Source organism: Tessaracoccus sp., assembly GCF_016714275.1.
GTDB lineage: Bacteria > Actinomycetota > Actinomycetes > Propionibacteriales > Propionibacteriaceae > Arachnia.
Genome location: NZ_JADJNP010000001.1, coordinates 509356 through 534126, shown reverse-complemented (window position 1 = coordinate 534126; position 24771 = coordinate 509356). Strand labels below are relative to the sequence as shown.

The 24771-nt window shown below is 68.0% G+C and carries 21 protein-coding genes; 13 read left to right on the top strand and 8 right to left on the bottom strand.

The annotated features are described in order from the left end of the window. Nucleotides 1–21: 21 nt before the first annotated feature. The 4 genes from IPJ61_RS02525 to IPJ61_RS02510 form a co-directional block, all read right to left on the bottom strand. The gene (locus tag IPJ61_RS02525; protein WP_297102679.1) at nt 22–1341 is read right to left on the bottom strand and encodes a glycoside hydrolase family 2 TIM barrel-domain containing protein; all 1320 of its coding nucleotides are present in this window, start codon (nt 1339–1341) and stop codon (nt 22–24) included. Nucleotides 1342–1481: 140 nt separating this feature from the next. Continuing rightward, nucleotides 1482–1874, bottom strand: coding sequence for a sugar-binding domain-containing protein (locus IPJ61_RS02520; RefSeq protein ID WP_297102677.1), 393 nt, complete (start codon nt 1872–1874; stop codon nt 1482–1484). Between the two features lie 18 nt (nt 1875–1892). Beyond that, nucleotides 1893–3719, bottom strand: coding sequence for a glycoside hydrolase family 127 protein (locus tag IPJ61_RS02515; RefSeq protein ID WP_297102675.1), 1827 nt, complete (start codon nt 3717–3719; stop codon nt 1893–1895). Between the two features lie 151 nt (nt 3720–3870). Next, nucleotides 3871–4611, bottom strand: coding sequence for a transposase family protein (locus tag IPJ61_RS02510; RefSeq protein WP_297102673.1), 741 nt, complete (start codon nt 4609–4611; stop codon nt 3871–3873). 238 nt (nt 4612–4849) lie between these two features. Here IPJ61_RS02510 and IPJ61_RS02505 point away from each other — a divergent pair, with 238 nt between their 5' ends. Continuing rightward, nucleotides 4850–5854 (top strand): LacI family DNA-binding transcriptional regulator, encoded by a 1005-nt coding sequence (locus IPJ61_RS02505; protein WP_297102671.1) that lies wholly within the window; start codon nt 4850–4852, stop codon nt 5852–5854. Between the two features lie 23 nt (nt 5855–5877). Here the strand turns inward: IPJ61_RS02505 and IPJ61_RS02500 are convergent, their stop codons facing one another. Further along, nucleotides 5878–7332 (bottom strand): DEAD/DEAH box helicase, encoded by a 1455-nt coding sequence (locus IPJ61_RS02500; protein ID WP_297102670.1) that lies wholly within the window; start codon nt 7330–7332, stop codon nt 5878–5880. 212 nt (nt 7333–7544) lie between these two features. Between IPJ61_RS02500 and IPJ61_RS02495 the strand changes: the two genes are divergently transcribed. The 7 genes from IPJ61_RS02495 to IPJ61_RS02465 all read left to right on the top strand — a co-directional run bounded on the left by IPJ61_RS02495 (nt 7545) and on the right by IPJ61_RS02465 (nt 17530). Then, complete coding sequence (locus tag IPJ61_RS02495) at nt 7545–8765, top strand: MFS transporter (RefSeq protein WP_297102668.1); 1221 nt, start codon at nt 7545–7547, stop codon at nt 8763–8765. A 105-nt stretch (nt 8766–8870) separates the two neighbouring features. Beyond that, nucleotides 8871–9623, top strand: coding sequence for a DeoR/GlpR family DNA-binding transcription regulator (locus tag IPJ61_RS02490; protein ID WP_297102666.1), 753 nt, complete (start codon nt 8871–8873; stop codon nt 9621–9623). 44 nt (nt 9624–9667) lie between these two features. After that, nucleotides 9668–11020 carry a dihydrolipoamide acetyltransferase family protein gene (locus IPJ61_RS02485; RefSeq protein ID WP_297102664.1) on the top strand — a complete coding sequence of 451 codons (1353 nt, stop codon included), beginning with the start codon at nt 9668–9670 and terminating at the stop codon, nt 11018–11020. Between the two features lie 5 nt (nt 11021–11025). Continuing rightward, a complete protein-coding gene (gene lpdA / locus IPJ61_RS02480; protein WP_297102663.1) occupies nt 11026–12387 on the top strand; it encodes a dihydrolipoyl dehydrogenase in 1362 nt (453 codons plus the stop codon). Between the two features lie 23 nt (nt 12388–12410). Continuing rightward, complete coding sequence (locus tag IPJ61_RS02475) at nt 12411–14870, top strand: alpha-ketoacid dehydrogenase subunit alpha/beta (RefSeq protein WP_297102661.1); 2460 nt, start codon at nt 12411–12413, stop codon at nt 14868–14870. 174 nt (nt 14871–15044) lie between these two features. Then, the gene (locus IPJ61_RS02470) at nt 15045–16376 is read left to right on the top strand and encodes a PHP domain-containing protein (RefSeq protein ID WP_297102659.1); all 1332 of its coding nucleotides are present in this window, start codon (nt 15045–15047) and stop codon (nt 16374–16376) included. Continuing rightward, nucleotides 16373–17530, top strand: coding sequence for an SDR family NAD(P)-dependent oxidoreductase (locus IPJ61_RS02465; protein ID WP_297102657.1), 1158 nt, complete (start codon nt 16373–16375; stop codon nt 17528–17530). Before IPJ61_RS02470 ends, IPJ61_RS02465 begins: the two co-directional genes overlap by 4 nt. Here IPJ61_RS02465 and IPJ61_RS02460 read toward each other — a convergent pair. Beyond that, a complete protein-coding gene (locus IPJ61_RS02460; RefSeq protein ID WP_297102654.1) occupies nt 17520–17843 on the bottom strand; it encodes a hypothetical protein in 324 nt (107 codons plus the stop codon). The genes IPJ61_RS02465 and IPJ61_RS02460 overlap by 11 nt on opposite strands. Then, nucleotides 17840–18640, bottom strand: a complete 801-nt coding sequence (locus IPJ61_RS02455) for a class I SAM-dependent methyltransferase (RefSeq protein ID WP_297102652.1) — start codon at nt 18638–18640, stop codon at nt 17840–17842. The genes IPJ61_RS02460 and IPJ61_RS02455 overlap by 4 nt, the downstream gene beginning before the upstream one ends. A gap of 729 nt (nt 18641–19369) precedes the next feature. Between IPJ61_RS02455 and IPJ61_RS02450 the strand changes: the two genes are divergently transcribed. The 5 genes from IPJ61_RS02450 (at nt 19370) to IPJ61_RS02430 (ending at nt 23911) form a co-directional block, all read left to right on the top strand. After that, nucleotides 19370–20863 (top strand): methylmalonyl-CoA carboxytransferase subunit 5S, encoded by a 1494-nt coding sequence (locus IPJ61_RS02450; protein ID WP_297102650.1) that lies wholly within the window; start codon nt 19370–19372, stop codon nt 20861–20863. 28 nt (nt 20864–20891) lie between these two features. Then, nucleotides 20892–22430, top strand: coding sequence for an acyl-CoA carboxylase subunit beta (locus tag IPJ61_RS02445; protein WP_297105473.1), 1539 nt, complete (start codon nt 20892–20894; stop codon nt 22428–22430). A 12-nt stretch (nt 22431–22442) separates the two neighbouring features. Beyond that, nucleotides 22443–22703 carry a hypothetical protein gene (locus IPJ61_RS02440; protein ID WP_297102649.1) on the top strand — a complete coding sequence of 87 codons (261 nt, stop codon included), beginning with the start codon at nt 22443–22445 and terminating at the stop codon, nt 22701–22703. An 8-nt stretch (nt 22704–22711) separates the two neighbouring features. Further along, a complete protein-coding gene (locus IPJ61_RS02435) occupies nt 22712–23071 on the top strand; it encodes a biotin/lipoyl-containing protein (protein ID WP_297102647.1) in 360 nt (119 codons plus the stop codon). A 96-nt stretch (nt 23072–23167) separates the two neighbouring features. Beyond that, nucleotides 23168–23911 (top strand): CDP-alcohol phosphatidyltransferase family protein, encoded by a 744-nt coding sequence (locus IPJ61_RS02430; RefSeq protein WP_297102645.1) that lies wholly within the window; start codon nt 23168–23170, stop codon nt 23909–23911. Here IPJ61_RS02430 and IPJ61_RS02425 read toward each other — a convergent pair. After that, nucleotides 23847–24758, bottom strand: coding sequence for a hypothetical protein (locus tag IPJ61_RS02425; RefSeq protein WP_297102643.1), 912 nt, complete (start codon nt 24756–24758; stop codon nt 23847–23849). The two genes, IPJ61_RS02430 and IPJ61_RS02425, sit on opposite strands and share 65 nt — an antisense overlap. Nucleotides 24759–24771 lie beyond the last annotated feature (13 nt).

The window sequence follows — 24771 nt, the reverse complement described above, 5'->3', positions numbered from 1 at the left end:
TTCTCGAGGTGATGACGACGGTCATGCTTCCTCCTCGCGAGGGGTGACGGTCGGCACATTGAGGGCCTCGTATGCGGCCCGGCGGGTTTGGATGGCGTGCAGGCGCGCCAGGTCGAACTTGGGGTGCCGGGTGAAGTCGAAGACGCCGTTCTCCTCCTGGAAGGTGTCGGTGAGCTGCGTGTAGCAGTATCCGAACATCCTCGGATCGTCGAGGAGCGCGTCGGTCAGCCCCGCGAATCGGGCGAACCATTCCTCTACGGAGCGGACGCGCTCCCCGTACCCCCATGAGCCGACCCGGTCCGGGTCCTGGGGCTCTTCGGCGACCGCCGCGTTCCACCAGATGCCGCCGTACTCCGAGACGAAGTAGGGCTGCCCGCGCCAGGGCACGGATATGGCGCTGCCGTTGTGGTCATTGACCCACGGGCGGCCGTCAGCGAGGCCGCCTACCTGTTCCGCGAACCGACGCGGGTCCTGCTCGTAGTTGTGCGAGTCGTAGATGTCAGCGCCGTCGACGCGGTGGGAGTATCCGGACGCGTCCAGCACGGGTCGGGTCGGGTCCGCCGCGCGGGTGGCGAGGTACATGCCGCGCGTGACGTCGTCCAGTTGGGTGATCCGGTCCGTGATCGGCTGGTAGGTCTCGTTGAGAGGGCACCACCCGACGATGGACGGATGGTTGCGGTCCCGGACGACGGCTTCGACCCACTGAGTGATGAAGGAGGCGCTCGGTTGCTGATGGTCCTCCAGGCTGCGCGTCGACTCCGCGGCACCCCAGTCGCCGAACTCGCCCCACACCAGGTAGCCGAGCCGGTCGGCGTGGAAGTGGAACCGTTCCTCGAACACCTTCTGGTGCAGCCGTGCGCCGTTGAAACCTGCCTGCAGCGAAAGCGTGATGTCGTCGATCAACGCCTGGTCGCTGGGCGCGGTCATCAACGACTCGGGCCAGTAGCCCTGATCGAGGACGAGCCGCTGGAAGACCCGCTGGCCGTTGATGAGCACGGCATCGCCGACCACCGTCACGGTGCGGAGGCCCGCGTAGGAGGCGACCGCGTCGACCACGTGATCCCCGTCGATCAGCTCGATGCGCAGGTCGTACAGATGCGGATCCCCCGGGAACCACGGGCGCACGCGATCCGTGGGGATCGGTAGCCTCACGGAGGGTTGCTGCGCAGCATCGGCCGAGACGTGTCGGCAGACCACCTCGCCGTGTGCGTCGGATACGGCGACCCGCAGCGTCAGCTCCGGGCGGGTGCGGCGCAGCGTCGCTGTGACGTCGAAGGCGGGATCGTCGAGGTGCGGAACGATGTGGACGGACTCGACGGCGTCGTGCGGCACCGCCTCCATCCACACGGTCTGCCAGATCCCGGTCGTCCTCGTGTAGAAGCACTCGTAGTTGCCGTACCGGGGAGACTGTTTGCCCCGGGCTTGTGGTCCGTGGAAGGGGTCCCTGGCCCGGACGACGACCACCGCACGAGAGCCGGGCGCTACGTTCGCGGTGATGTCGGCGCTGAAGCCGGTGAACCGCCGCGGTGACGGGCGACCTCGGCCCCGTCGACCCAGACGGTGGCGTCGTGGTCCACCGCGCCGAAGTGCAGCAGCACCCTGTGCCCGCTCCAGGTCTCGGGAACGGCGAACTCGCGGCGGTACCAGACCGCCGCCATGACGTCGACATGTCCGACCCCGGACAGGACGCTCTCGGGGGCGAACGGCACGAGGATCGTGTCCGTCAAGTCACGGTCTAGGAGGCCGCGCTCCAGGCCGGTGTCCGAGGGGTCCTGCTCGAACTGCCAGGTGCCGTTGAGGTTCAGCCAGGTTGTGCGAACGAACTGCGGCCGCGGGTGCTCAGCCCTCGGGACGGGGGCGACGTCAGTTGTCATCGTGGGTCTTCCTCTCATTCAGATCGTGGGGAGCCAGACGCGCATCGGCCCGACCGAGCGGTTCGCCCACATGAAGTACGGGATGGCGACGGCGCGCAGCGGCTCGCCGTCAGGTCCGCTGCGCGCCGTGCCCAGCACGGCGGGAACCCCGCCGAGAATGTCTCGCCACTCCACCGCCATGTGTAGGTCGACGAGCTGGAAGTCCTCGACCTCAAGGCCCGACGGCTGGTCCATCTGCTCGACCGCGTAGACGAGCGGTCCGCGCTCGATGGCGACGGCACCGCGTGTGGAGTCGACCTGGGGATGGCCGCGCACGACGCGGGGTGCGGTCGGCAGCACGAGCGCGATCCGATCGCCCGCGCTCCAGGTCCGCAAGATCCTCGCGTAGTCGCCTGCCGGCGCTTCGACCGGGTCGCCGTTCACGGTCAGTGTCGCGCCGGCCGCCCAGGAGGGGATACGTAGTGCGAGCTCTCGCGGGTCCTCGGGTGCGCCGGTGACCTGGATGTCGACGTCGAGGCCCCAGGGGTAGGTCGTCGTCATGGCGAGGCTCACGTCGCCCGCGGAGACCTCCGCCGAGGCGAACTGGTGGATCTGGACGCCGCGCTCGGACGACGTCGCGATGAGGTCGTGCAGGGTGGCGATGGTGCGCATCAGGTTGGTCGGGCAGCAGGAGGTGCCGAACCATGGCTGTCGCCCGTTGGCGGGCATACGGCCGTCATACACGAGCGCGTCGCGGTGCACCTGCAGCGCGTTGACGTAGAAGTACTTGTCGCCGTCGAGCGAGACGCCGGAGAGCACCGCGTTGTACAGCTGCCGCTCGATCAGGTCCGCGTACTTGGCATCGCCCGTAGCGAGCAGCAGCCGCCAGCTCCACTGGATCGAGGCGACGGCCGCACAGGTCTCGCCGTAGCCGCGATCGTTGGGCAGCTCGTACGGATCTCCGAAGGCCTCGCCCTCCCACCGGGAACCAAGGGATCCATTGACGTACATCTTGGCGCCGACCATGTTGTCCCACTGGGTGCGCAGGGCATCGAGCAGTTCCTGGTCGCCCGTCTCGATCGCGACATCCGTGGCGCCCGCGGCGAAGTAGACCGCCCGGACCGCGTGGCCCTCGGGATAGACCGTCTCCCGGACAGGGATGCGGTCGCTGAAGTACACCGAGGTCCAGCCCTGCCATGTCGGGTCTGTCAGCGTGCCGTGGCCGCGATGCTCCACGAAGTAGGAGGCGAGATCGAGGTAGCGCTGCGCTCCCGTCACCCGGTACAACTCGACGAGGGCCATCTCCACCAGCGGGTGGCCGCACAACTCCGCTCGCTTGTTGAAGCCAAAGGTCTCCGCAAGATGGTCGGCGGCGCGGCAGGCCACGTCCAGCAGGACCGTCCGTCCCGAGGCGCGATACTGCGCGACCGCTGCCTGGATCAGGGTCGCCATGTTGAAGATCTCGTGGTCGTAGGAGATCCACTCGTATCGCCCTCGCTTGCCCGCCGCCTGGTTGAAGGTGCTGAGGTAGCCGTCGTCCGCCTGCGCACGCCGCGCCAGGTCGCTGTAGTCGTCGAGCCACCGGCCCATGACCTCGTCCGCGTCGAGACCCTCGTGCCAGGCAACGGCCTCAAGCCATTTGAAGACCTCGCCGTCCTCCCACATGGGGCCGTGGTAGGCCTCACCAACCCTACGGGCGGCAGCGTTCTCGAGGTTGGCCCATGCCTGTTGCTCCGAGAGGTGGACATGTCCGTGAGGGATCGACGTTTTCCGGTTTCCGTCTTGAAGTTCCGCTAGGAAGCCGTCCGTGATCCGCGCCGCGCCGTGGCGGAGCGGCCGCAGCGTTGTCGGGACAAGCGGCTGCACTGGCCCTGATCCCCGACTACGGAGGCACTATCCGTGCGGTGGTGAGCCCGCGGGCGGTGCGGGGGTAGTGGCGTCGGGATCGACTGCTGTCACGCCGGAACTCCTTTGCTCGGAAACCTAAAAGAGATACTGAGGCTTATTCACGGGTTGGTTAGGAAGTAGAGCCCGAGGACCGCGGTGATTGTTGTGGCGATGGTGTTGAGGGGGCGTCGGTAGTCGGTATGGTATGGAGGATGCGCCAGTTTTTGAGGTGGGAGATGGCTTGTTCGACGGGCCAGCGGAGTTGGTTCACGGTCTTGTTGTATTCCTTGTCGTTTTCGGTGAGTTCTCGGCCGATGGGTTTCTTTACTGGTGTGGTCATGCCGCGTCCGATGTAGCCCTTGTCGGCGATGAACTGGGTCGGGTCGTGGCCGTCGAGGAGACCGTGGGTGTCGAGGGCTATGACGTCGTGTGTCGAGCCAGGCAGTGGGTCGGAGACCCACAAGATCCGGCCCTCCAGGCTGGTGGCGACCTGGACGTTGACGCCGGTGGTGTGGTGTTTGCCCGAGTACAGCTCTGAGGTGTCGGTCCAGGACCAGCAGGGCAGCAGGGATCCGTCGATCAGGTAGGCGATGCCGGTGGACAGGTCCTCGGCGGTAGGGATCAGGTCGGCCAGGGCGTGGGCCAGGACCGGGGTGACGGTGGTGATGGCTCGGCTGATGGTGGGCTGGGAGAGGTCGTGATCGTCGGCGATGTCGGCTTGGGTGCGGTTGCGGCGCAGGTACTTCAGGGTGATCTTCACCGATGCAGCGAGTCCGAGGATTGGTGGCACGGCGTGTTTCAGGTCTGTGGTGTTGAGGATGGTCATCAGTTCGGTGAAGAGCGATCGGGTCAGTCCTGTGCTATTCTTCATGCGGAGCGGCTCGTTCTGGAGTATTCAGTGTGCAAACTAAATTCTCTCAGATAGCGGGTCGTTCCTTTGTTAGACGCGCGGTTCTATACGAAGTTACTCATCCCGCCAGAATAAGCCTCACTAAGAGGCTATTTTCTGTTTCCGCAAGGAGTTTCCGTATATCCTTTTGCTGTTTTCTGACAATCTAGGCGCAGGCTCACGACGCGTGGGCCGCAGCCCCATGCCGAGGAGTGATGTCGTGGTGGAAGGACGCAAGACGATTCGGGATGTTGCCGCGCGCGCCGGGGTGTCCCCAGGGAGCGTGTCGAAGGCGCTGAACGGAACGGGGCAGCTGCGCGCTGAGACGCGCTCGCGGATCATCGCAGATGCTCAGGAACTCAACTTCCAGCTCGGGGCCCATCCTCGGGGGACGGCCGCGTCGCCCAAGCGCAGCTACACCGTCGGGCTGATCACCACCGACAGCTTCGCGCGCTTCAGCGTGCCCATCCTGCTGGGCGTGGAGGATGCGCTGGGCGCGGGACAGATCTCGGTGTTCCTCTGTGACAGCCGAGACGATCCGATCCGGGAGCGGCACTACGTCGAGACGCTGCAGCGCCGCCGGGTCGACGGTTTCATCGTCACAGGACGCAGCTCGAACCGTCGCTCTCCACTTCCCGTGGATCCGTCGTTCCCTGTTGTCTACGCATTGTCCCCCTCGTCGGATCCGAGGGACTGTTCCGTCGTGGTCGACGACGTGGCGATCGGGCGCATCGCCGGGGAGCACTTCATCCGGATGGGGCGCACGAAGGTCGCGCATGTGACGGGGCCCGAGCGGTTCGATGCCGCACGCGAGCGCGCGGAAGGCCTGGCCGCGGCACTGACGACCGGCGGGTTGGAGCTCGTTGATCAGGTCTACTACGGAAACTGGAGCGAGGCGTGGGGGAGGCAGGCAACTCAGATGGTGCTGCGAGCCAACCCGGACGTCGACGCGATCTACTGCGGATCGGACCTCATCGCCCGTGGCGTCGGCGATGCGCTGCGAGACCTCGGCAAGGACGTCCCGAGCGACGTGGCGCTGATCGGCACCGACAACTGGAATCCGATCGCCGTAGGCGCGCGGCCCGCCCTGACGACCATCGACCCCGACTTGCATCACATCGGCCGAATAGCGGCCGACTGCCTCCTCGACGCGATCGACGGCCGACCGCATTCGGGGGTCATGCGGATCGCGGGGCAGCTCGTCGTGCGCGGATCCACGAACTGAGGCAGTCCTTCGGAAGCGTCGGGTCAGCGGCCTCGGCGGTAACCCTTCGAGAAGTCGGCGGCGCTGCGCGTGGTCGTCGAAGCCGCGCCGGAGCGGGAGCGCGACGGCGCCTGCCCCCGGGTGGACGACGGGTTCTTGGTCGCGCCCTGGCCCGACTGGCCGTTGCGCTGGCGGGGACGTGCGGTGCCCCGGCCCGAAGGGCGGGAGGCGGGACGGCCCGAACCGGCGGCGGTCTGGGCCTTCGGCTTGCCAGGCCCCTGTGGCTGCTTCGGGGTGACGCCCGCCAGCTTCGCTGCCTCCGACGAGGAGAGGAACGTGCGCTCGCCAGGGGCGATGCTGGTGAGGACCGGCGCGCCGGGGGCGGCGTTCGTGAACGTCGGGCGAATCTTGGCCTGGCGCAGCACGGATTGTACGTCCGCGCGTTGTGACGGCAGCTCCAGCGTCACGACGGTGCCCTCCGCGCCGGCGCGCGCGGTGCGGCCCGAGCGATGCAGGTACGCCTTGTGCTCGACCGGCGGGTCCGCGTGCACGACGAGCGCGACGTCGTCGACGTGGATGCCGCGCGCGGCGATGTCGGTGGCCACCAGGGTGCGAACGCGGCCCGAATGGAACGTGTCGAGGTTCCGGGTGCGCGCGTTCTGGCTGAGGTTGCCGTGCAGGTCGACGGCGGGAATGCCCAAGCTGATCAGCTGCTTCACCAGCTTCTTCGCCCCGTGCTTCGTGCGGGTGAACATGATGGTGTTGCCCGGCGCGGCGGCCAGTTCCGCCAGCACCTGGGTGCGGTCGTCGCCGGCGATGCGCAGCACGTGGTGCGACATGGTGCCGACGGGGGAGAGCGCCGAGTCGGCCTCGTGCGTGACCGGATCGGTCAGGAACTGCTTCACCAGCGTCGAGACGCCGGCATCGAGCGTGGCGGAGAACAGCATCCGCTGGCCGCGCTTCGGCGTCGCCTGCAGGATGCGGCGGACGCTGGGAAGGAAGCCCATGTCGGCCATGTGGTCGGCCTCATCGATGACGGTGATCTCGACGGCGCTGAGGTCGGCGAGGTGCTGTTCCATGAGGTCGAGCAGGCGCCCGGGGCATGCGATGAGGATGTCGACGCCCCTCGCGAGCGCTGCCGCCTGCGGGTTCTGGCCGACACCGCCGAACACGACGGTGGAGGTCAGCTTCGCGGGTCCGGCCAGCGTGGAGAGCGACTCGTGGATCTGCGAGGCCAACTCGCGGGTGGGGGCGAGGATGAGGGCGCGCGGCCGCTTGGCCTGCCGCCGCGATGTGCTCTGGCCCAGCCGCGTCACGAGCGGGAGGAGGAAGGCGAAGGTCTTGCCCGAACCGGTGCGTCCGCGGCCGAGGACGTCGCGTCCGGCCAGCGAGTCGGGAAGGGTGGCAGCCTGGATGGGAGTTGGGGTGGTGATGCCCCGCTGCTCAAGCGCGGCGACGAGGGTCGCGGGCACGCCGAGGCGGGCGAAATCGTTGGTCAAAGAAAATCCTGTCAAGAGACGAACTCCCTTACTCTACTCCGCCGCCGCCGATTCCTCGCTTTCCGCATCTCCACACCCGTCCCAGCCCCCGCGCTCCTTCCCGCTCCACCTCCCGAAATCGGCCACTGGCCGATTTCCCGAGAGAGCTCGCGGGAGGAGGTAGTCCGTTGAGGGGCGCGCGAGGGCGAGAGGCGCATGCAAGGATGGCCGTCGTGCTCACGGCCCGCTACGCGGTGGTCCAGTCGTCATACTGGAGCGCCTTCTGCCTCATCGTCAACTTCGCCAGCGTCTACCTGCTCGCGCACGGGCTGAGCAACGCGCAGATCGGCGTGCTGCTGGCCGTCGCAGGCGCCGTGGCGACGGTGGTGCAGCCCATCGTCGCGGGTATCGTCGACCGGTCGCGCGTGCCGCTGAGGTTGTGGCTCGTGCTGGGTGGCATCGTCGTCGCGGCCCTGGCCGCCGCGCTCCTGCCGCAGGGCGAAGGGTTCCTGACCGCCGTCACCTACGGCCTCCTCGTGGCGCTCGTCCAGGTGGTCCAGCCGCTCGTGAACTCGCTGGGCATGGCGGCCGTCGCCCAGGGATTCCGCGTGAACTTCGGGGTGGCGCGCGCCTGCGGTTCGGTCACGTTCGCCCTCCTCTCCGTGGGTGCCGGCGCCCTCATCGCCGCGAGGTCGGCCAAGGCCGTCGCGCTGCTGCTGATCGTCGCCGCCGCCGTGTTCGTCGCGGGATCCGCGACGTTCATCCTCCGCCACCCCGCGGCTCCGGCCACCGACTATGCCGCCTCTTCGGTGTCAAGGAAGCGCGCTGCTGCTGAGGCCGCCGGGGAACCGGCCGTCGGCCATCGGGACCCGGCGCGACTGAGCGATCCCCCGGCGCTCGACCGCCGCGCCTGGAAGCTCTTCTCCCTGCTGCTCGTCGGCATCATGCTCGGGATGACGAGCCACACCCTAGTCAACGCCTTCCTCTTCCAGATCGTCGACTTCCACGGCGGTGACGCCGGGGCCATGGGCCTGGCCGCGATGGTCGCGGCCATGGTCGAGCTGCCCACCATGGTGTTCTTCGAGCGCCTCATCTCCCGCTGGACGCCGGGCACGCTGCTCATCGTCGGCGGCATCGGGTTCGCGGTGAAGAACCTCGCCGCCTACCTCGCGCCCAACCTGGCCGTCCTCTACCTGTCCCAGGTCTTGCAGTTCGCCGGGTTCGGGCTCGTCATCCCCGCGACGGTGTACTACGTCAACCGGCTGTTCCCGGCCGCGCTGCGCGTCCGCGGCCAGGCGTACATAACGATGACGTTCTCCGCGGGCAGCGTCGTCGGCGCCTTGATCGGAGGCGTCGTGCTCGACGCCGCAGGCGTCCCCATGCTGCTCCTCGTCGGCACCGTGGCCGCGACGGTGGGCGCGGTCTTCGTCTGGTTCGGCGCCGACCGCCGCTAGCTCCGCCAGATCCCACCTATCTCTGCTTTCGAAAGCGCCTTGAAGCGTGTTATCGTAAGTCTAACGAAAGCTCTTCGATGGGTTAACGAAGGCGGTGACAGGACCATGACGGTCGAACGCACGGAGCGGGAGAGCGAGATCATGGCGCGTCTCAGCGACGACGGCACGCTCATGGTCTCCGCGCTCGCGTCGGACTTCGGAGTCTCCGAGGTCACCATCCGCGGCGACCTCCGCGCGCTCGAACAGCAGGGAATGCTGGTGCGCACGCGAGGCGGCGCGAGGCCCGCGACACTCAAGACCATCCTGCAGCGCGAGAAGCTGAACGTTGAAGCGAAGGCGCGTATCGCACAGGCCGCGGCGGCGATGGTCCGCGACGACGACAACGTCATGGTTGAGGCCGGCACCACAACGGCGATGATCGTGAAGTACCTCTCCGGGCGTAGCGGCGTCCAGCTCGTCACCAACAACGCACTCGCCTTCGCCAACGCCCGCGCGCTGCCGATGCTGACCGTCATCCTCACGGGCGGGGTGTTCCGACGCGAGTCTGAGTCGTTCGTCGGCCCGACGGCGGAACGCGCTATCGCGTCGTTCAACACCCGGATCGCGTTCCTCGGCACCGACGGGTTCTCCCCCGAGCGCGGTCTCACCACCCGCTTCGTCGAGGGTGGGCAGGTCGCCGCGCAGATGCGCGACCGCGCGGAGGAGACGTGGCTCGTCGTCGATTCATCGAAGTACGGCCAGGCCGGTTTTGTCAGTTTTCTGCCGCTGAGCGGAGTCACAGGGGTCCTCACCGACTCCGGGCTCTCGCAGGAGGCAGCCGAAGCAATCCAAGAGCACACGCAGCTGCGCATCGTCTAGCGCGCGCTCCGTTGTGCACACCTAGGGAAAGAGGAACAGGGAGTATGGCAACAGTCGTAGTCATGCCGCAGTTAGGCAACTCCGTGGAGTCGTGCCTCATCGTCTCGTGGCAGGCAAAGGTCGGCGACGAGATCGCCGAGAACGCCATCGTCTGCGAGGTCGAGACAGACAAGGCCACCATGGAGGTCCCGACCAGCGCCGGCGGCACCGTGCTCGCGCTGCTGTGGGACGAGGGCGACGACGTCCCCGTCAAGGAGCCGCTGCTCGTCGTCGGCGCCGCGGGCGAGGACCCGAAGGCCGCGCTCGACGCTGCCGGCTGGAAGGGCAAGGACGGCGAGCCGGCCCCTGCTGTGGCAGAGGCCGCTGCGGAGCAGGCCGCGCCCGAGGCCCCGGCCGCCGAGCGCGCCGCTGCCACCGGCGCCTCCAGCCCGCGTGCCCGCGGGCTCGCCACCGCCAACTCCCTCGACATCGCCGAGGTCGCGGAGGGATCCGGCCCCGGCGGCCGCGTGATCGAGCGCGACGTCAAGGCCGCCCTCGCCGACGCCACCCGCGGCGCGGCCCGTGCCGGCGCGCATGGATCGGGCGCGCAGGGCACCGGCCTCGGTGGCCGCGTGACCACCACCGACCTGACGACCCCCGCCGCGGTCCCGGCTGCTGTCGCCGCTCCCGTTGCTCCGGTCGCTCGCGGCGAGTTCCCCGGGGCGAGCACCACCGCGCCGCTCAAGGGCATCCGCAAGACCATCGCGGACCGCATGATGTACTCGCTGGCCAGCTCGGCGCAGCTGACCTACACCACGACGGCGAACGCCGCGGGACTGCTCGCCCTCCGTAAGCGGCTGAAGAACGCGCCCGCGGAGCTCGGCCTGAACGCCGTCACCATCGGCGACCTCGTCGGCTTCGCCGCCGTCAAGACGGCGGCCAAGCACACCAGCCACAACGCTCACCTGGCCGACGGCGTGCTCACAACCTTCGAACAGGTTCACATGGGCTTCGCGTGCGACACCCCCCGCGGCCTCCTGGTACCGACAGTGCGGCACGCCTCCGAGATGGGCCTGCGCGAGTTCTCCGCGACGTCGAAGGAGTTGGCCCAGCAGGCCATCGTCGGCAACATCAACCCGGACCTGCTCTCCGGCGCGACGTTCACCGTCTCCAACCTCGGCGGCCTCGGCATCGAGTCCTTCACCCCGCTGCTGAACGTGCCGCAGGTGGCCATCCTCGGCGTCGACGCCATCTTCCCGCGCGCGAAGGTCAACGCCGACGGCTCGTTCGGCGTCGAGCAGCGGATCGGCTTCTCGCTGACCGCCGACCACCGCGTGATCGACGGCGCGGACGCCGCCCGCTTCCTGGCCGACCTCGTGCGCTACGTCGAGAACATCGACGTGACGGTGCTGGGGTGACGGGCGTGGCTGAGTTCGACGTCATCGTCCTGGGTGGCGGCCCCGGTGGCTACATCGCCGCCGAGCGCCTCGGACACGCCAAGAAGAGGGTCCTCCTCGTCGAGGCCGACTCCCTGGGCGGCACCTGCCTGAACGTCGGGTGCATCCCCACGAAGGCCCTGCTCAACGCGGCGAAGACCTATGAGCACGCGCTGCACGGCTCCCGGCTGGGCGTCACCGCCACGGGACTCACGGTCGACTGGTCGGCTATGCAGAAATGGAAGGACAAGACGGTCGCAGCCCTCGTCGGCGGCGTCGGCGCGGCCGAGAAGAAGGCCGGCGTCACCGTCGTCCCGGGCTACGGCACCTTCGACGGTCCGGGCCACGTCTCGGTGAACGGCACGACCTATGCCGCGGACCACGTCATCCTCGCCACCGGCTCGGTGCCCGTCATGCCGCCGATCCCCGGCGCGAAGGACAACCCACGGGTCGTCGATTCGACCGGCATGCTGTCGATCCCCGAGGTGCCGAAGCGGCTCGCCGTCATCGGAGGCGGCGTGATCGGGCTGGAGTTCGCCAGCCTTTTCGCGATGCTCGGCTCCGAGGTCACCGTTGTCGAGATGCTGCCCGAGGTGGCACCGTTCATGGACGCCGAGCTCGCCGCGCAGCTCCGGAAGGGCCTCGACGGCGTCACCGTGCATCTCGAGTGCCGCGTGACCCAGATCGACGGCGGCACCGTGCACTACGAGACGAAGGATGGCGCGAGCGCGACCATCGAGGCCGAGGCCGTGCTGATGGCTGTCGGGCGCCGCCCCGCCGTGCAGGACTGGCAGGCCACCGGGCTCGAGTATTCGGGCAAGGGGGTCGTCGTCGACGATCGCATGCGCACCAACCTGCCGAACGTGTGGGCCGTCGGCGACGTCACGGGCCGGTCCCTGCTGGCGCACGCCGCCTACCGCATGGGCGAGATCGCCGTCGCGAACATCCTCGACCCCGAGGCGCACCGCCGCGGCGAGGTCATGCGCTGGAACGCCGTCCCGTGGGCCATCTACACCAACCCCGAGGCGGCCGGGATCGGCTACACCGAGGCGGCGGCCAAGGCCGCAGGGCTGAACGCGACCTCGGTCACCGTCCCCGGCTACATGTCCGGCCGCTTCGTCGCCGAGCAGGGCCTGGGCGCTCCCGGCTCCGCGAAGCTCGTCTACGACGCCGACACGCTGCGCGTGCTCGGCATCCACGTCCTCGGCGCGTACGCGTCCGAGATGATCTGGGGCGCCTCCGTCGTCCTCGAAACCGAACTCAGCGTGACGGATCTTCGCCAGATCGTGTTCCCGCACCCCACCGTCAGCGAACTCATCCGAGAGGCGGCCTGGGCCGCCAAGGCCTGAGCCCAGAAGGAGAACGAAAACTCATGCCACGCAACCTCATCGTCGACCCGAGCAACGTGCGTTCGCGGTCCGTCATCACCGCGCCCGAGGTCCCGGTCAACGCCTACGAGGCGAACTTCGAGGCCGAACTCGACGCCTACGGCAAGGATGGCCTCGTCGACATCCTGCACGACATGATCGCCGTGCGTCAGTTCGAGACGATGCTGAACTCGATCAAGACAACGGGTGCCTGGAACGGTGTCGAGTACAACCACCGCGGCCCCGCGCACCTGTCGATCGGGCAGGAGTCAGCCGTCGTCGGCCAGGCCTCGCAGCTCGATCCCTCGGACTTCCTCTTCGGCTCGCACCGCAGCCACGGTGAGATCCTCGCCAAGTGCTACTCCGCCGCCCGCAAGCTGGACCCGGCCGAGCTCGAGAACATCATGAAGACGTTCCTCGACGGCGAGACCCTCGGGTTCGCCGAGCAGGTCGGCCACGACTCGCTGCTCGACCTCGCCGAGAACTTCATCCTCTACGGCACCGTCGCGGAGACCTTCGCCCGCAAGGCCGGCTTCAACCGGGGCCTCGGCGGCTCGATGCACGCCTTCTTCGCGCCCTTCGGCTCGATGCCGAACAACGCCATCGTGGGCGGCTCCGCCGACATCGCAACCGGCTCGGCGCTGTTCAAGCTGATCAACCGCCAGGACGGCATCGTGATCGCCAACATCGGCGACGCGTCCATGGGCTGTGGGCCGGTGTGGGAGGCCATGATGATGGCCGCCATGGATCAGTACCGCAACCTGTGGAACGACGGCGTGAACGGCAACCCGCCGATCTGGTTCAACTTCTTCAACAACTTCTACGGCATGGGCGGCCAGACCTCCGGCGAGACCATGGGCTACGACATCCTCGCCCGCGTCGGCCTCGGCGTGAACCCCGAAGGCATGCACGCCGAGCGCGTCGACGGCCTGAACCCGCTTGCCGTCGCCGATGCCGTGCGTCGCAAGCGCGAGATCCTCACCGAGGGCCGCGGTCCGGTGCTGACCGACACCATCACCTACCGCTTCTCCGGTCACTCGCCGTCGGATGCGTCGTCGTACCGTTCGCGCGACGAGGTCGAGCTGTGGGAGCAGCACGACGGCCTCAAGAACTACGCCGCATACCTGGTCGAGAACGGGGTGCTCAGCCAGGGCGAGGTCGACGACATCCAGGCGAAGTTCGACGAGCGTCTCACCAAGATCATCGCGATCGCCACGAAGGACGAGGAGTCCTCGCCGCGCGTCGGCATGGACTTCATCGAGTCGGTGACCTACTCCAACGGGAGCGTCGAGGCCCTCCTCGACGTCGAGCCCGAGCTCAAGCAGCCGCTGGAGGACAACGCCCGCGTCAAGTCGCTGAAGGCCAAGGCCCGTTACGGCTTCGACGCGAGCGGCAAGGCCGTCTCCAAGGCGAAGGCCTACTCCTACCGCGACGCCATCTTCGAGGCCGTCGCGCACCGCTTCGCGACCGACCCGACGCTGGCCGCATGGGGCGAGGAGAACCGCGACTGGGGCGGCGCGTTCGCCGTCTACCGCGGGCTTACCGAGCTGCTGCCGTACCACCGCCTGTTCAACTCGCCCATCTCCGAGGCCGCCATCATCGGTGCCGGCGTCGGCTACGCCCTCTCCGGCGGTCGTGCGATCGTCGAGCTGATGTACTGCGACTTCCTCGGCCGTGCAGGCGACGAGATCTTCAACCAGGCGGCCAAGTGGCAGGCCATGTCCGCAGGCCTGCTGCAGATGCCGCTCGTCATGCGCATCTCCGTCGGCTCGAAGTACGGCGCGCAGCACTCGCAGGACTGGTCTGCGCTCGTCGGCCACATGCCCGGCCTCAAGGTCTACTACCCGGCCACCCCGTACGACGCGAAGGGCATGATGAACCTCGCGCTGCGCGGCACCGACCCGGTGGTCTACTTCGAGTCGCAGCTCCTCTACGACGTGGCCGAGCAGTTCGAGACCGACGGCGTGCCGGAGGGCTACTACGAGGTCCCCGAGGGCGAGCCGGTCGTCCGCCGCGAGGGCACCGACCTCACCATCGCGGTGATCGGCCCCATGCTCTACCGCGCCATCGAGGCCGCCGACCTGCTGCAGGAGAAGTACGGCATCTCCGCCGAGGTCATCGACCTGCGCTTCATCGCGCCGCTCAACCTCGACCCGGTCGTGGAGTCGGTCAAGAAGACCGGTCGCCTGGTGCTGACCTCCGACGCCGTAGACCGCGGCTCGTTCCTGCACACCATCGCCTCGCAGGTCCAGACCCTGGCCTTCGACTACCTCGACGCCCCGGTCACCGTTGTCGGCTCGCGCAACGCGATCACCCCGGCGGCCGAGCTCGAGAAGATCTTCTTCCCGCAGCCCGAGTGGCTGCTGGACGCGATCCACGAGCGCGTGCTCCCGCTGCCGGGCCACGTGCCGAGCTCGAACCAGACCGACGCGGAGCTGGCCCGCCGCTCGCGCCTGGGCCTGTAGTCCACCGCTGGTTGAGCCGCCGCGTGAGCGCTAGTGAACCGGCGTGTCGAAACCAATGAACCCGACCACCGTGCACGAATCTCTCTATACGGGAGTCCAGCCCTATATGGGGCGTGGCCCCGGACATAGAGAGGTTTGTGCACGGCACCCGGGAGTTTCAGAGGAAGAGAAGCGATGAAGCAAAGAATCAACGACGCGACGGCGACACCCGCCGAGCGGCTGGACGCGCTGCGGGAGTACCTGCAGAGCGCGCCCGCGTTCCCGGACTTCGTGCCGGAGTCCAACAACCACGTGCACACCATCTACAGCTTCAGCCCGTACGCTCCGGCGGGGGCGGCGCTGCGCGCCCGCGAGGCGGGGCTGATGGTCGTCGGCTCGGTCGATCACGACTCCGCCGCGGGCGCCGCCGAGATGGCCGAGGCCGCGCGCCTGCTCGGCATGGGCGCGGTCACCGGCTTCGAGTGCCGCGTCTACCTCTACAGCGAGGAGGAGATCGCCGAGGGGCGCGCGCCGCTGAACGACAGGAAGCTGAACAACCCGGACACGGCGGGCATCGCGTACATGACGGTGCAGGGCATCCCCGCGAGCCGCCGCGACGAGGTCACCGAGTTTCTCGTGCCGATCCGCGAGGCGCGCCTGGCGCGCACCGGGCAGATGGTGGAGCGGGCCAACGAGATCCTCGGCCGACTCGGCGCGCCGCTGATCGACCTCGACGCCGACCTCGTCGCCCGTTCGCAGTTCCGTAACGGCGGCGAGGTGACCGAGCGCCACCTGCTGTCGGCCATGGCCGCCAAGCTGATCGATCGGTTCGGCCGCGGCCAGGCGCTGGTCGACGGGCTGTCCGGGCTCGGCCTCAGTCTGTCGGGCAAGGTGGCGGATCAGCTGGCCGACGAAGCCAACCCGCACCTCAACTTCGACCTGCTGGGCGTCCTCAAGGCCGAGTTCCTCGACCAGATCTACATCGTCCCGGACCGCGTGGAGTGCCCGACGATGGCCGAGGTGATCGCCTTCGCCACGTCGATCGGAGCTATCCCGTGCTACGCCTACCTGGGCGACGTCACGGCGTCGCCGACTGGGGACAAGAAGGCGGAGAAGTTCGAGGATGACTTCCTCGACGTGCTGTTCGACGAGCTCGATCGTCTGGGTATGCCGGCCATCACCTACATGCCGCCGCGCAACACGGCCGAGCAGATGGCCCGGATCGCAACGCTGGCCGCCGAGCACGGGCTGCTCGAGGTGTCCGGCGTGGACATCAACACGCCGCGCCAGGTGTTCAACTGCCCGGAGCTGCAGCGCCCCGAGCTGGGCCACCTGAACGAGGCGACATGGGCGATGGTTGCGCACGAGTTGCTCGCGGAGGTCGACCCCGACCTCGGCCTGTTCGCGCCCGGCTCCTCGCTCGCGGGGGCCTCCTTGACCGACCGCATCGCCCGATACTCGGCTGCCGGCCGCGCCGTCGTCGCGGGCGGGACCACCGTCGAAGAGGCCGCAAGGGAGATCTCATGAGCATCGTGCAGATCGCGCCCCTTGTCAGGGGTGCCTACCTCGATCGCCTGGGCATCCCGGTGGCCGTGACCCGCGTGGCTGGTGAGGACGAGGTGGGCTACAAGCTCGACGTCGTCCCCGTCCCTTACGACCTCCCGGACGGCTCGGGTTGGGCCGTCAGCTGGGTCGAGGCGGGCACCGTCGACGATCTTCCGGCGGCTCTTGCCGCGGCCGAGCTCCCTAGCCAGATCGGCGTCGTCGTCGGCGAGGAGAAATACGCGTTCAGCGTGGGCACCGTCGGGGCGCCGACCCCGCTCCCGCACGGCAAGGACGCCGCGGCCTCCGCGGCGGACGCCCGTGCGGGCGTCGTGCGGGGGAAGGTCGCCATCGTCACCGGCGGCGCGCAGGGCTTCGGTGCCGAGATCGTCAAGGGTCTCGTCGCCTCGGGTGCTTTCGTGTACATCGCGGACCTGAACGGCGACGGCGCGGCTGCGCTCGCCGCGGAGCTGGGCCCGACGACGTTCCCGATCACCGTCAACGTCGCGGACGAGGCTTCCGTGGCGGCGATGGCCGAGCAGATCGCGGCCATCACCGGCGGCCTCGACCTCGTCGTCTCGAACGCGGGCGTCGTCCGCGCCGGGGGAGTGCTGGAACAGGATCTGTCCGCGTTCCAGCTGACCACCGACATCAACTACACGGCGTTCTTCCTGATCGTGAAGCACCTGGGCGGCCTGCTGGCCGCGCAGCACCGCACAGCTCCGGCCTGGCTGGCCGACATCGTGCAGATCAACTCGAAGTCCGGCCTCGTCGGCTCGAACCGCAACGGCGCCTACGCAGGATCGAAGTTCGGAGGGATCGGCCTGGTGCAGAGCTTCGCGCTGGAGATGGTCGACCACGGCGTCAAGGTCAACGCGATCTGCCCGGGCAACTTCTATGACGGCCCGCTGTGGTCGGACCCGGACCGCGGTCTTTTCGTGCAGTATCTCCGCTCCGGGAAGGTTCCCGGAGCGGAGACCGTCGACGACGTGCGTGAGTTCTACGAGGCGAAGGTGCCGCTACGCCGGGGCACGTACGGCGCCGACGTCATGCGTGCGCTGTACTACCTGGTCGAGCAGGAGTACGAGACTGGCCAGGCGGTCCCCGTGACCGGCGGCCAGGTGATGCTCAGCAGCTGATCTCGCGGCCCGCCAGCGGCTCGACGGCGAGCTGACACGCGGCGACGGTCAGCACCGTCGCCGCCGCGTAGGGGACAAGCACCGGCAGCAGCGCGTGGGCAGCTGCCAGCCTGGTGTCGGCGGGGACCAGCGCCACCCCGACGGCGACAGGGCCGGTAACCAACAGGAGCCACATGGCGACGCCGCGCAGGTGCGCCACGGCGTCGCGGCGCCAGGAGGGGAGCCGGCCCGTCCTTCCCTGCGCCGCGCGGTACCCGCTGAACGCGCCGTCGAGCAGAGCGATGACGGCGACGGTCCACAGCGCCGCGCTCACCGGCGTACCCCAACCAGCGGGCGGAAGGCGTGCAGCAGGCTCTGGCCGTCGCGGCACGCGAGCTCGAACGATGGTGCGGCCATGGCTCCGGTGTGCAGCAGGAAGCGCGCAGGGTGCGCTCGTCGCATGGAGAGATTGCCGTCGTGCCGCGAGATCGGCTCGCGCATCCGACTCCGGTGGAACACCCGCGACCCGAGGTTCGTCAGCCAGCCGGGTTCCGGGTCGTAGTGCAGGAAGCCGACCACGTCCGGCGTCTCGTGCCGGGCAAGGAACGGCCCGACGTCGTCGCGGCGCAGGTGGTGCAGGAACCCTGTGGAGATCACCACGGTAGGGGTGCCGTCGGTGGCGACGACGAGCGCGTCGGCCACGCGAAAGGTCACGTCGCAGCCGTCCAGGGCCGCGAGCTCCTGACCCATGTCGATGAGCTCTGCGTCGAGGTCGGTGGCGATCAGTTCCACGCCGGGCAGGGCCCTGGCACGGGCGAGGCTGCGCAGGACATAGCCGGCTCCGCAGCCGACGTCGATGACGCGGGTGAACCGGCGCCGTGAGGAGATGATCCGGAGTTCCTCAGCCACCCGACGCGGCAGTTGCAGTTCCTCTCCGAGGCGCTGGATCTCCGCGTGGATCCTTCTCAACAACCGCCGGCGTTGAGCCTCGTCGAGCACGCCGTCGACGGCCGGGAGCGCCTCGACCAGGCGGGCCGCGCTTTCCTGTCCAGACGCGCGCAGCCGCGCAGCTGCCTCCGCCTGTATCACGTGCGGGTGCGCGATCAGGTCGGTTATCTCGAGCGGCTCCACGCGGGCCATGTTGGCAGGTGCACGACCGCGGTACAAGGAGGTTCGCTCACCCTTCGCCGAATTCACATCCGGCAGGCTCTCGTTCGATTGCTTGGCTCCGTGGGGCCATCCCGTGCGGAAGAATCGAACATATTGGCGCGGGTGGTGGCGCGAGGCTCCCGTCGGCCCTCTCTTCGATGGCCCGTCCTGGGCGGCGAGGCGCCTCAAACGGGACTGACAAGGGATGGAGAGCGTTCCCGCGGTCTGTGCGAACAATTTTGAAGATTCCTCTTGAACTCTCGCGGAACCGGGCGTAGCCTACTTCCTAACCTGTTGGTCGCACCTTAGGAGGTAACTTGGATAACAACGTAGTCACCAATCACACCGCCAACGATAGGGTCGGCGAAACGATCGTTTTGAGGTAATAGCTTCACCACGATAACTAGCCGGTTACTAAACTTCAGCGCGAGTACGTCATGCGTGGAGTTACAGGTTAAGCGGCGCGGCTATTGGATGGTCGAAGAATCTAGGAAGATCCAGTTCGACGACGAGTAGCCAGGCACCTATCGCATACGTGGACGGGCCGCCCCGACGGGGCGGCCCGTCTCCCTGTTCCGCGCCTGTCCTGCGGTGCCCGGAACGCCCGCGTCACGCGGCGGAAACCCGGTCGGGAGACAGGCACACGCTTCCCATACGCGGAAACCGGGGGTCCCCTCACGGGGCGAAGTTGCCCATGGTTTGATTGACCTCATGACAGCTCGGAAGATCGGCGTCACCGAGGTAGTGCTCCGTGACGCGCATCAAAGCCTGATGGCAACGCGTATGGCCATGGAGGACATGGTTGCCGCGTGTGACGACATCGACAAGGCCGGATACTGGTCCGTTGAGTGCTGGGGCGGCGCCACGTTCGACTCCTGCATCCGCTTCCTCAATGAGGACCCCTGGAAGAGGCTTCGCACCTTCCGTGAACTGATGCCCAACTCGCGTCTGCAGATGCTGCTCCGCGGACAGAACCTCCTCGGCTACCGCCACTACGAGGACATGGTCGTCGAGAAGTTCGTGGAGAAGTCCGCGGAAAACGGCATGGACGTCTACCGCGTGTTCGACGCTCTGAACGACCCCCGCAACATGGCCCGTGCCATGGCCGCGGTCAAGGCCGTCGGCAAGCACGCGCAGGGCACCATCTGCTACACGGTCTCGCCGGTCCACACCGTCGATGGCTACATCAAGCTCGCGGGCCAGCTCCTCGACATGGGCGCGGAGTCGATCGCGCTGAAGGACATGGCCGCGCTGCTGCAGCCGCAGCCGGCCTACGACATCGTCAGGGGCATCAAGGAGACCTACGGCGACGTGCAGATCAACGTGCACTGTCACTCCACCACCGGCGTGACCCTCGTCTCGTTGATGAAGGCCATCGAGGCCGGCGCGGACGTCGTGGACACCGCCATCTCGTCGATGTCGCTCGGCCCGGGCCACAATCCCACCGAGTCGCTCGTCGCGATGCTGGAGGGCACCGAGTACACCACGGGCCTCGACATGGAGCGCCTGCTGCGCATCCGCGACCACTTCGCCGAGGTGCGGCCGAAGTACAAGGAGTTCGAGTCGGCCACCCTCGTCGACACCGACATCTTCTCGTCGCAGATTCCCGGCGGCATGCTCTCCAACATGGAGTCCCAGCTGAAGGCGCAGGGCGCAGGGGACCGCATCCGCGAGGTGATGGAGGAGGTGCCGCGGGTCAAGGCCGACGCCGGTCACCCGCCTCTCGTCACCCCGTCGTCGCAGATCGTCGGCACGCAGGCCGTTTTCAACGTCCTGATGGGCCGTTACAAGGTGATGACCGGCGAGTTCGCCGACCTCATGCTCGGCTACTACGGCGAATGCCTCGGTGAGCGCAATGAGGAGGTCGTCGAGCTGGCGAAGGCCCAGGCCAAGAAGGAGCCCATCACGGAGCGCCCTGCCGACCTGCTGCAGCCCGAGTGGGACCAGCTGGCCGAGTCGGCCGCGCTGCTCGAGGGCTTCGACGGCTCTGAGGAGGATGTGCTCACGAACGCGATGTTCCCGGGCGTCGCGCCCAAGTTCTTCGCCTCGCGTGCCGAGGGTCCGAAGAATGTCGGCAAGACCCCCGCCCAGCTGGCGGCTGAGGCCGCGAAGGCCGCAGGCAATCTGCCCGGCATCCAAGTCCCCGTCAACTACAACGTGACCATCGGCGGCAAGGCGCACAGCGTCACCGTCGAGCCCGTCTAAGGAGAACCCAGTGGCTCACCAGTACACGATGGAAGAGCGCCTCGAGCAGCTCGCCGAGCGTCGCGCGAAGGTCGAATGCGGCGGCGGCGAGGCAAAGCTCGAGAAGCAGCACACCCAGGGCAAGCTGACTGCCCGCGAGCGCGTGGCAGCGCTCCTCGATGACGGCTCGTTCCAGGAGACCGGCGCGTTCCGCCGCAACCGCACCACGACCTTCGGGATGGACAAGGCCGACATGCCGGCCGACGGCGTGATCACCGGCTCCGGCCTGGTGTTCGGTCGTCCGGTGCACATCGCCAGCCAGGACTTCACGGTCATGGGTGGCTCGGCGGGCGAGGCCCACTCGATCAAGGTCACCGAGGCGCTGAAGGCCTCCCTGATGACCGGCACGCCGTTCGTCTTCATCAACGACTCGGGCGGTGCCCGCGTCCAGGAGGGCATCGACTCGCTGTCCGGCTACGGCAAGGTGTTCTACGCCAACGTCCTCCTGTCGGGCGCGGTGCCGCAGATCTCGATCATCTCCGGCCCCTGTGCCGGTGGCGCGGCTTACTCGCCAGCGCTGACCGACTTCATCATCCAGACCCGCAAGGCCCACATGTTCATCACGGGCCCGGGCGTGATCAAGCAGGTCACGGGCGAGGAGGTCACCCAGGATGATCTCGGTGGCGCGGACGCGCACATGGGTCGCTCCGGCGTCGTGCACTTCGTGGCCGACGACGACGAGCAGGCCATCCTGATCGCGCAGAAGCTGCTGAGCTTCCTACCGCAGAACAACACGGAGGATGCCCCGGTCGTCGATCCCGACGATGTGGTGGAGTCCAACCCGAAGCTGCGTGAGATCATCCCGGTCGAGTCGAACAAGGGCTACGACGTCCGCGAGGTCATCCACGAGATCGTCGACCATGCCGACTTCCTTGAGGTCCAGGCCGGTTGGGCGCGCAACATCGTCGTCGGCTTCGGCCGCGTCGTGGGACGCACCGTCGGCATCATCGCGAACCAGCCGAGCGTCATGTCCGGTGTGCTCGACATCGACTCCTCGGACAAGGCGAGCAAGTTCGTCCGCTTCTGCAACGCGTTCAACATCCCGATCGTGAACCTGGTCGACGTCCCCGGCTTCCTTCCCGGCGTCGCGCAGGAGCACAACGGCATCATCCGCCACGGCGCGAAGATGCTCTACGCGTACTCGGCGGCGACGGTTCCGAAGATCACCGTCGTGCTCCGCAAGGCCTACGGCGGCGCCTACCTGGCGATGTGCTCGAAGGACCTGGGCGCCGACAAGGTGTTCGCGTGGCCGACGGCGGAGATCGCCGTCATGGGCGCCGAGGGCGCGGCGAACGTGGTGTTCCGCCGGGAGATCATGGCCGCTGAGGACCAGGACGCGAAGCGCGCCGAACTGGTGGAGGAGTACCGCGAGACGTTCTCGACGCCGTACATGGCGGCCAGCCGTGGACTCGTCGACGACATCATCGACCCCGCCGACACCCGGCACGAGATCGCCATGGCGCTGGAGTTGCTGGCAAGCAAGCGCGAGCTGCGTCCCGCCAAGAAGCACGGCCTCGGGCCGGCCTGATCGGAGGCGGACATGGAAGACACCACGCTCAAGGAGTTGCGCGACGCCGTCGTGGCGCTCACCGAGAAGGTCTCGAGTCTCGAGGCAAAGGTCGCCAAGCTGGAGGCCCAGCAGGCGGTCCCTGAGGAGGATCTGGTTGCGATCGGCGCCGCGCTTGCGGCGTACTTCGGATACAAGCCGAAGATCCGCGCCATCAGGTTCGGCCAACAGAACCGCTGGGGCGCCGCCACCCGCGGCCGCGTCCATGACCGCTCCGTCCCGCACGTACGCTAAGGAAAAGCATGAAGCTCAAGGTGACCGTCAATCAGACGGAGTATGAAATCGACGTCGAGGTGGAGCAGGAGGAGCGTCCGCAACTGGGTCCGATCGTCATCGGCGTCAACGGGGGTTCGAACCAGATCCCCACGAAGGCGTCCGTGTCGGCCGTCAGCAGCAACGCCGTCGTGGCGCCGCTGGCCGGCTCCGTCGCCCGGATCCTCGTGGCCGACGGCGACGAGATCGAGGCCGGGCAGGTCCTGCTCGTGCTCGAGGCCATGAAGATGGAGACCGAGATCACCGCCCCCGCGGCGGGTAAGGTCGTCGCCGTCCTTGTCTCGCCCGGCGACGCCGTCCAGGGCGGACAGGCATTGATCGAGCTCTGACCAACGCACGGGGCCTGGTCTGGGGATGAGACCCGGACCAGGCCCTTTCCTGTGTGGTTTCTGTGAACGCGGGCGGGGTGCGGCAGAATGCGCCCCATGCCGACACTCAACCGCGCCCGTGTGGCCCGCGCGTGGGCCGTTCACGTGCTCACCATGACGGGTGTCGTATGGGCGTGTCTCGCCGCCCTTGCGCTGCACGAGGGGCAGGTCGCGTGGATGTGGCTGTGGCTGGGGATCGCGCTCCTCGTCGACGGCATCGACGGGACCCTCGCCCGCAAGGCCGAGGTCAAGGTCTACGCCCCGCACTTCGACGGCGCGGTGCTCGACAACATCGTCGACTACCTGACCTGGACGTTCATCCCCGCGCTCTTCATGTACCTCCATCTGCCGTTGGGGCCGCCCTGGCTCGCCGCGACGATGCTCGTCCTTGTGTGCGTGTCGTCGGTGTTCTGCTACTGCAACACCGGACTGAAGACCGACGACTACTACTTCATGGGCTTTCCGGCCGCCTGGAACATCGTCGCGGTGGTGCTGTGGCTGACCGCAACCGGCGCGGCGTTCAACGTGACGGTCGTCGTCGCGCTCGCTGTCCTCACCATCGCGCCGCTCACCTTCGTTCACCCGTTCCGGGTGAAGCGGCTGATGGGCTACAACGTGGCGGCGACGCTCTGTTGGACGGTGACGACGGCGATGCTGATCGTCCAACGACCCGACGCCGACCCGCTGGTCCAGGCTGTGTGGTGGGGGAGCGGCGGCTGGCTGATGCTCGTCAGCGTCATCCGCACGGTCGCCGAGTTGCGTCGGCGGAGTAGCGGCGCTCGAGCCCGCGTTCCTGCCTGAACTTGCGGATCTCGATCCACAGCCCGCACACGATCATCGCGGCGATCACCACGAGCACGTGCGGGGGGTAGTGCGTGCCGTGGGTCCAGAAGTAGACGTACGGCGCGACGAACGTGGCGATCGCGGTCGCCGCACCCGCAAGCCGGAGGCCCCGGGTGGCGCCGGTCACCATGGCGATCAGTCCCCACGTGTACGGAATGGCGGTCAGCACGTCGATCAGCCAGAGCACCGCGATGCTGCCATGGAACTGCTCGACGAACACCAAAGGCAGCGCCCGCAGCGCCGAGTAGATGAACACAACGAGGTACACGTAGAGCTGCGGGTTGCGGATGAGCCGGGAGAGTGGGGAGCGACGCCACGTCGGCACGTTCAGCTCCGTCAGCCGGGTGACGATGTCGGGTGGGAAGCCTGTGATGTTGGCGCCTCGGAAGGCAGCGGCCTGCTCGGGGTTGGTGTCGAGGACCCGGCGGGCCGCTCCCGACGGGGTGAGCCCATAGGCGCGGCGGCCGTCCGCGGCGTGCGGACCGAGCGGCGAGAGCGCGCCCGGAAGGGCGGCGTGGAGCGTGTGGAGGGTGTCTTCGTCGGCGACCGCTATCACCCAGAGCAGGCAGCCGCCGGTCAGCGATGCACGTGCGGCGCGAGCGAGGTCTTCCGGGTCGAGGAGCAGATCAGGAGTGACCTCACGAACCTCCCGCGGCCCCAGGGCCGCGAGCCGTTGGGAGTGTGCCGTCCGTCGGACGAGGACGGGATCGAGGGGCAGGTCCTCTATGGCCGTGCCGCTGAAGACGGCGTGCGGCCGGGTGAGGAACGCGTCCCGCAGCGCGGTCAGGCCGTCCCGTCGGTTCACGCGCAGGTCCGGG

Excerpts from the sequence above, each read along its gene's own strand:
- IPJ61_RS02525 (WP_297102679.1), bottom strand. The coding sequence starts at position 1,341 with ATGGAGGCGGTGCCGCACGACGCCGTCGAGTCCGTCCACATCGTTCCG.
- IPJ61_RS02520 (WP_297102677.1), bottom strand. The coding sequence starts at position 1,874 with ATGACAACTGACGTCGCCCCCGTCCCGAGGGCTGAGCACCCGCGGCCG.
- IPJ61_RS02510 (WP_297102673.1), bottom strand. The coding sequence starts at position 4,611 with ATGAAGAATAGCACAGGACTGACCCGATCGCTCTTCACCGAACTGATG.
- IPJ61_RS02490 (WP_297102666.1), top strand. The coding sequence starts at position 8,871 with ATGACGGTCGAACGCACGGAGCGGGAGAGCGAGATCATGGCGCGTCTC.
- IPJ61_RS02485 (WP_297102664.1), top strand. The coding sequence starts at position 9,668 with ATGGCAACAGTCGTAGTCATGCCGCAGTTAGGCAACTCCGTGGAGTCG.
- IPJ61_RS02475 (WP_297102661.1), top strand. The coding sequence starts at position 12,411 with ATGCCACGCAACCTCATCGTCGACCCGAGCAACGTGCGTTCGCGGTCC.
- IPJ61_RS02470 (WP_297102659.1), top strand. The coding sequence starts at position 15,045 with ATGAAGCAAAGAATCAACGACGCGACGGCGACACCCGCCGAGCGGCTG.
- IPJ61_RS02465 (WP_297102657.1), top strand. The coding sequence starts at position 16,373 with ATGAGCATCGTGCAGATCGCGCCCCTTGTCAGGGGTGCCTACCTCGAT.
- IPJ61_RS02450 (WP_297102650.1), top strand. The coding sequence starts at position 19,370 with ATGACAGCTCGGAAGATCGGCGTCACCGAGGTAGTGCTCCGTGACGCG.
- IPJ61_RS02445 (WP_297105473.1), top strand. The coding sequence starts at position 20,892 with ATGGAAGAGCGCCTCGAGCAGCTCGCCGAGCGTCGCGCGAAGGTCGAA.
- IPJ61_RS02440 (WP_297102649.1), top strand. The coding sequence starts at position 22,443 with ATGGAAGACACCACGCTCAAGGAGTTGCGCGACGCCGTCGTGGCGCTC.
- IPJ61_RS02435 (WP_297102647.1), top strand. The coding sequence starts at position 22,712 with ATGAAGCTCAAGGTGACCGTCAATCAGACGGAGTATGAAATCGACGTC.
- IPJ61_RS02430 (WP_297102645.1), top strand. The coding sequence starts at position 23,168 with ATGCCGACACTCAACCGCGCCCGTGTGGCCCGCGCGTGGGCCGTTCAC.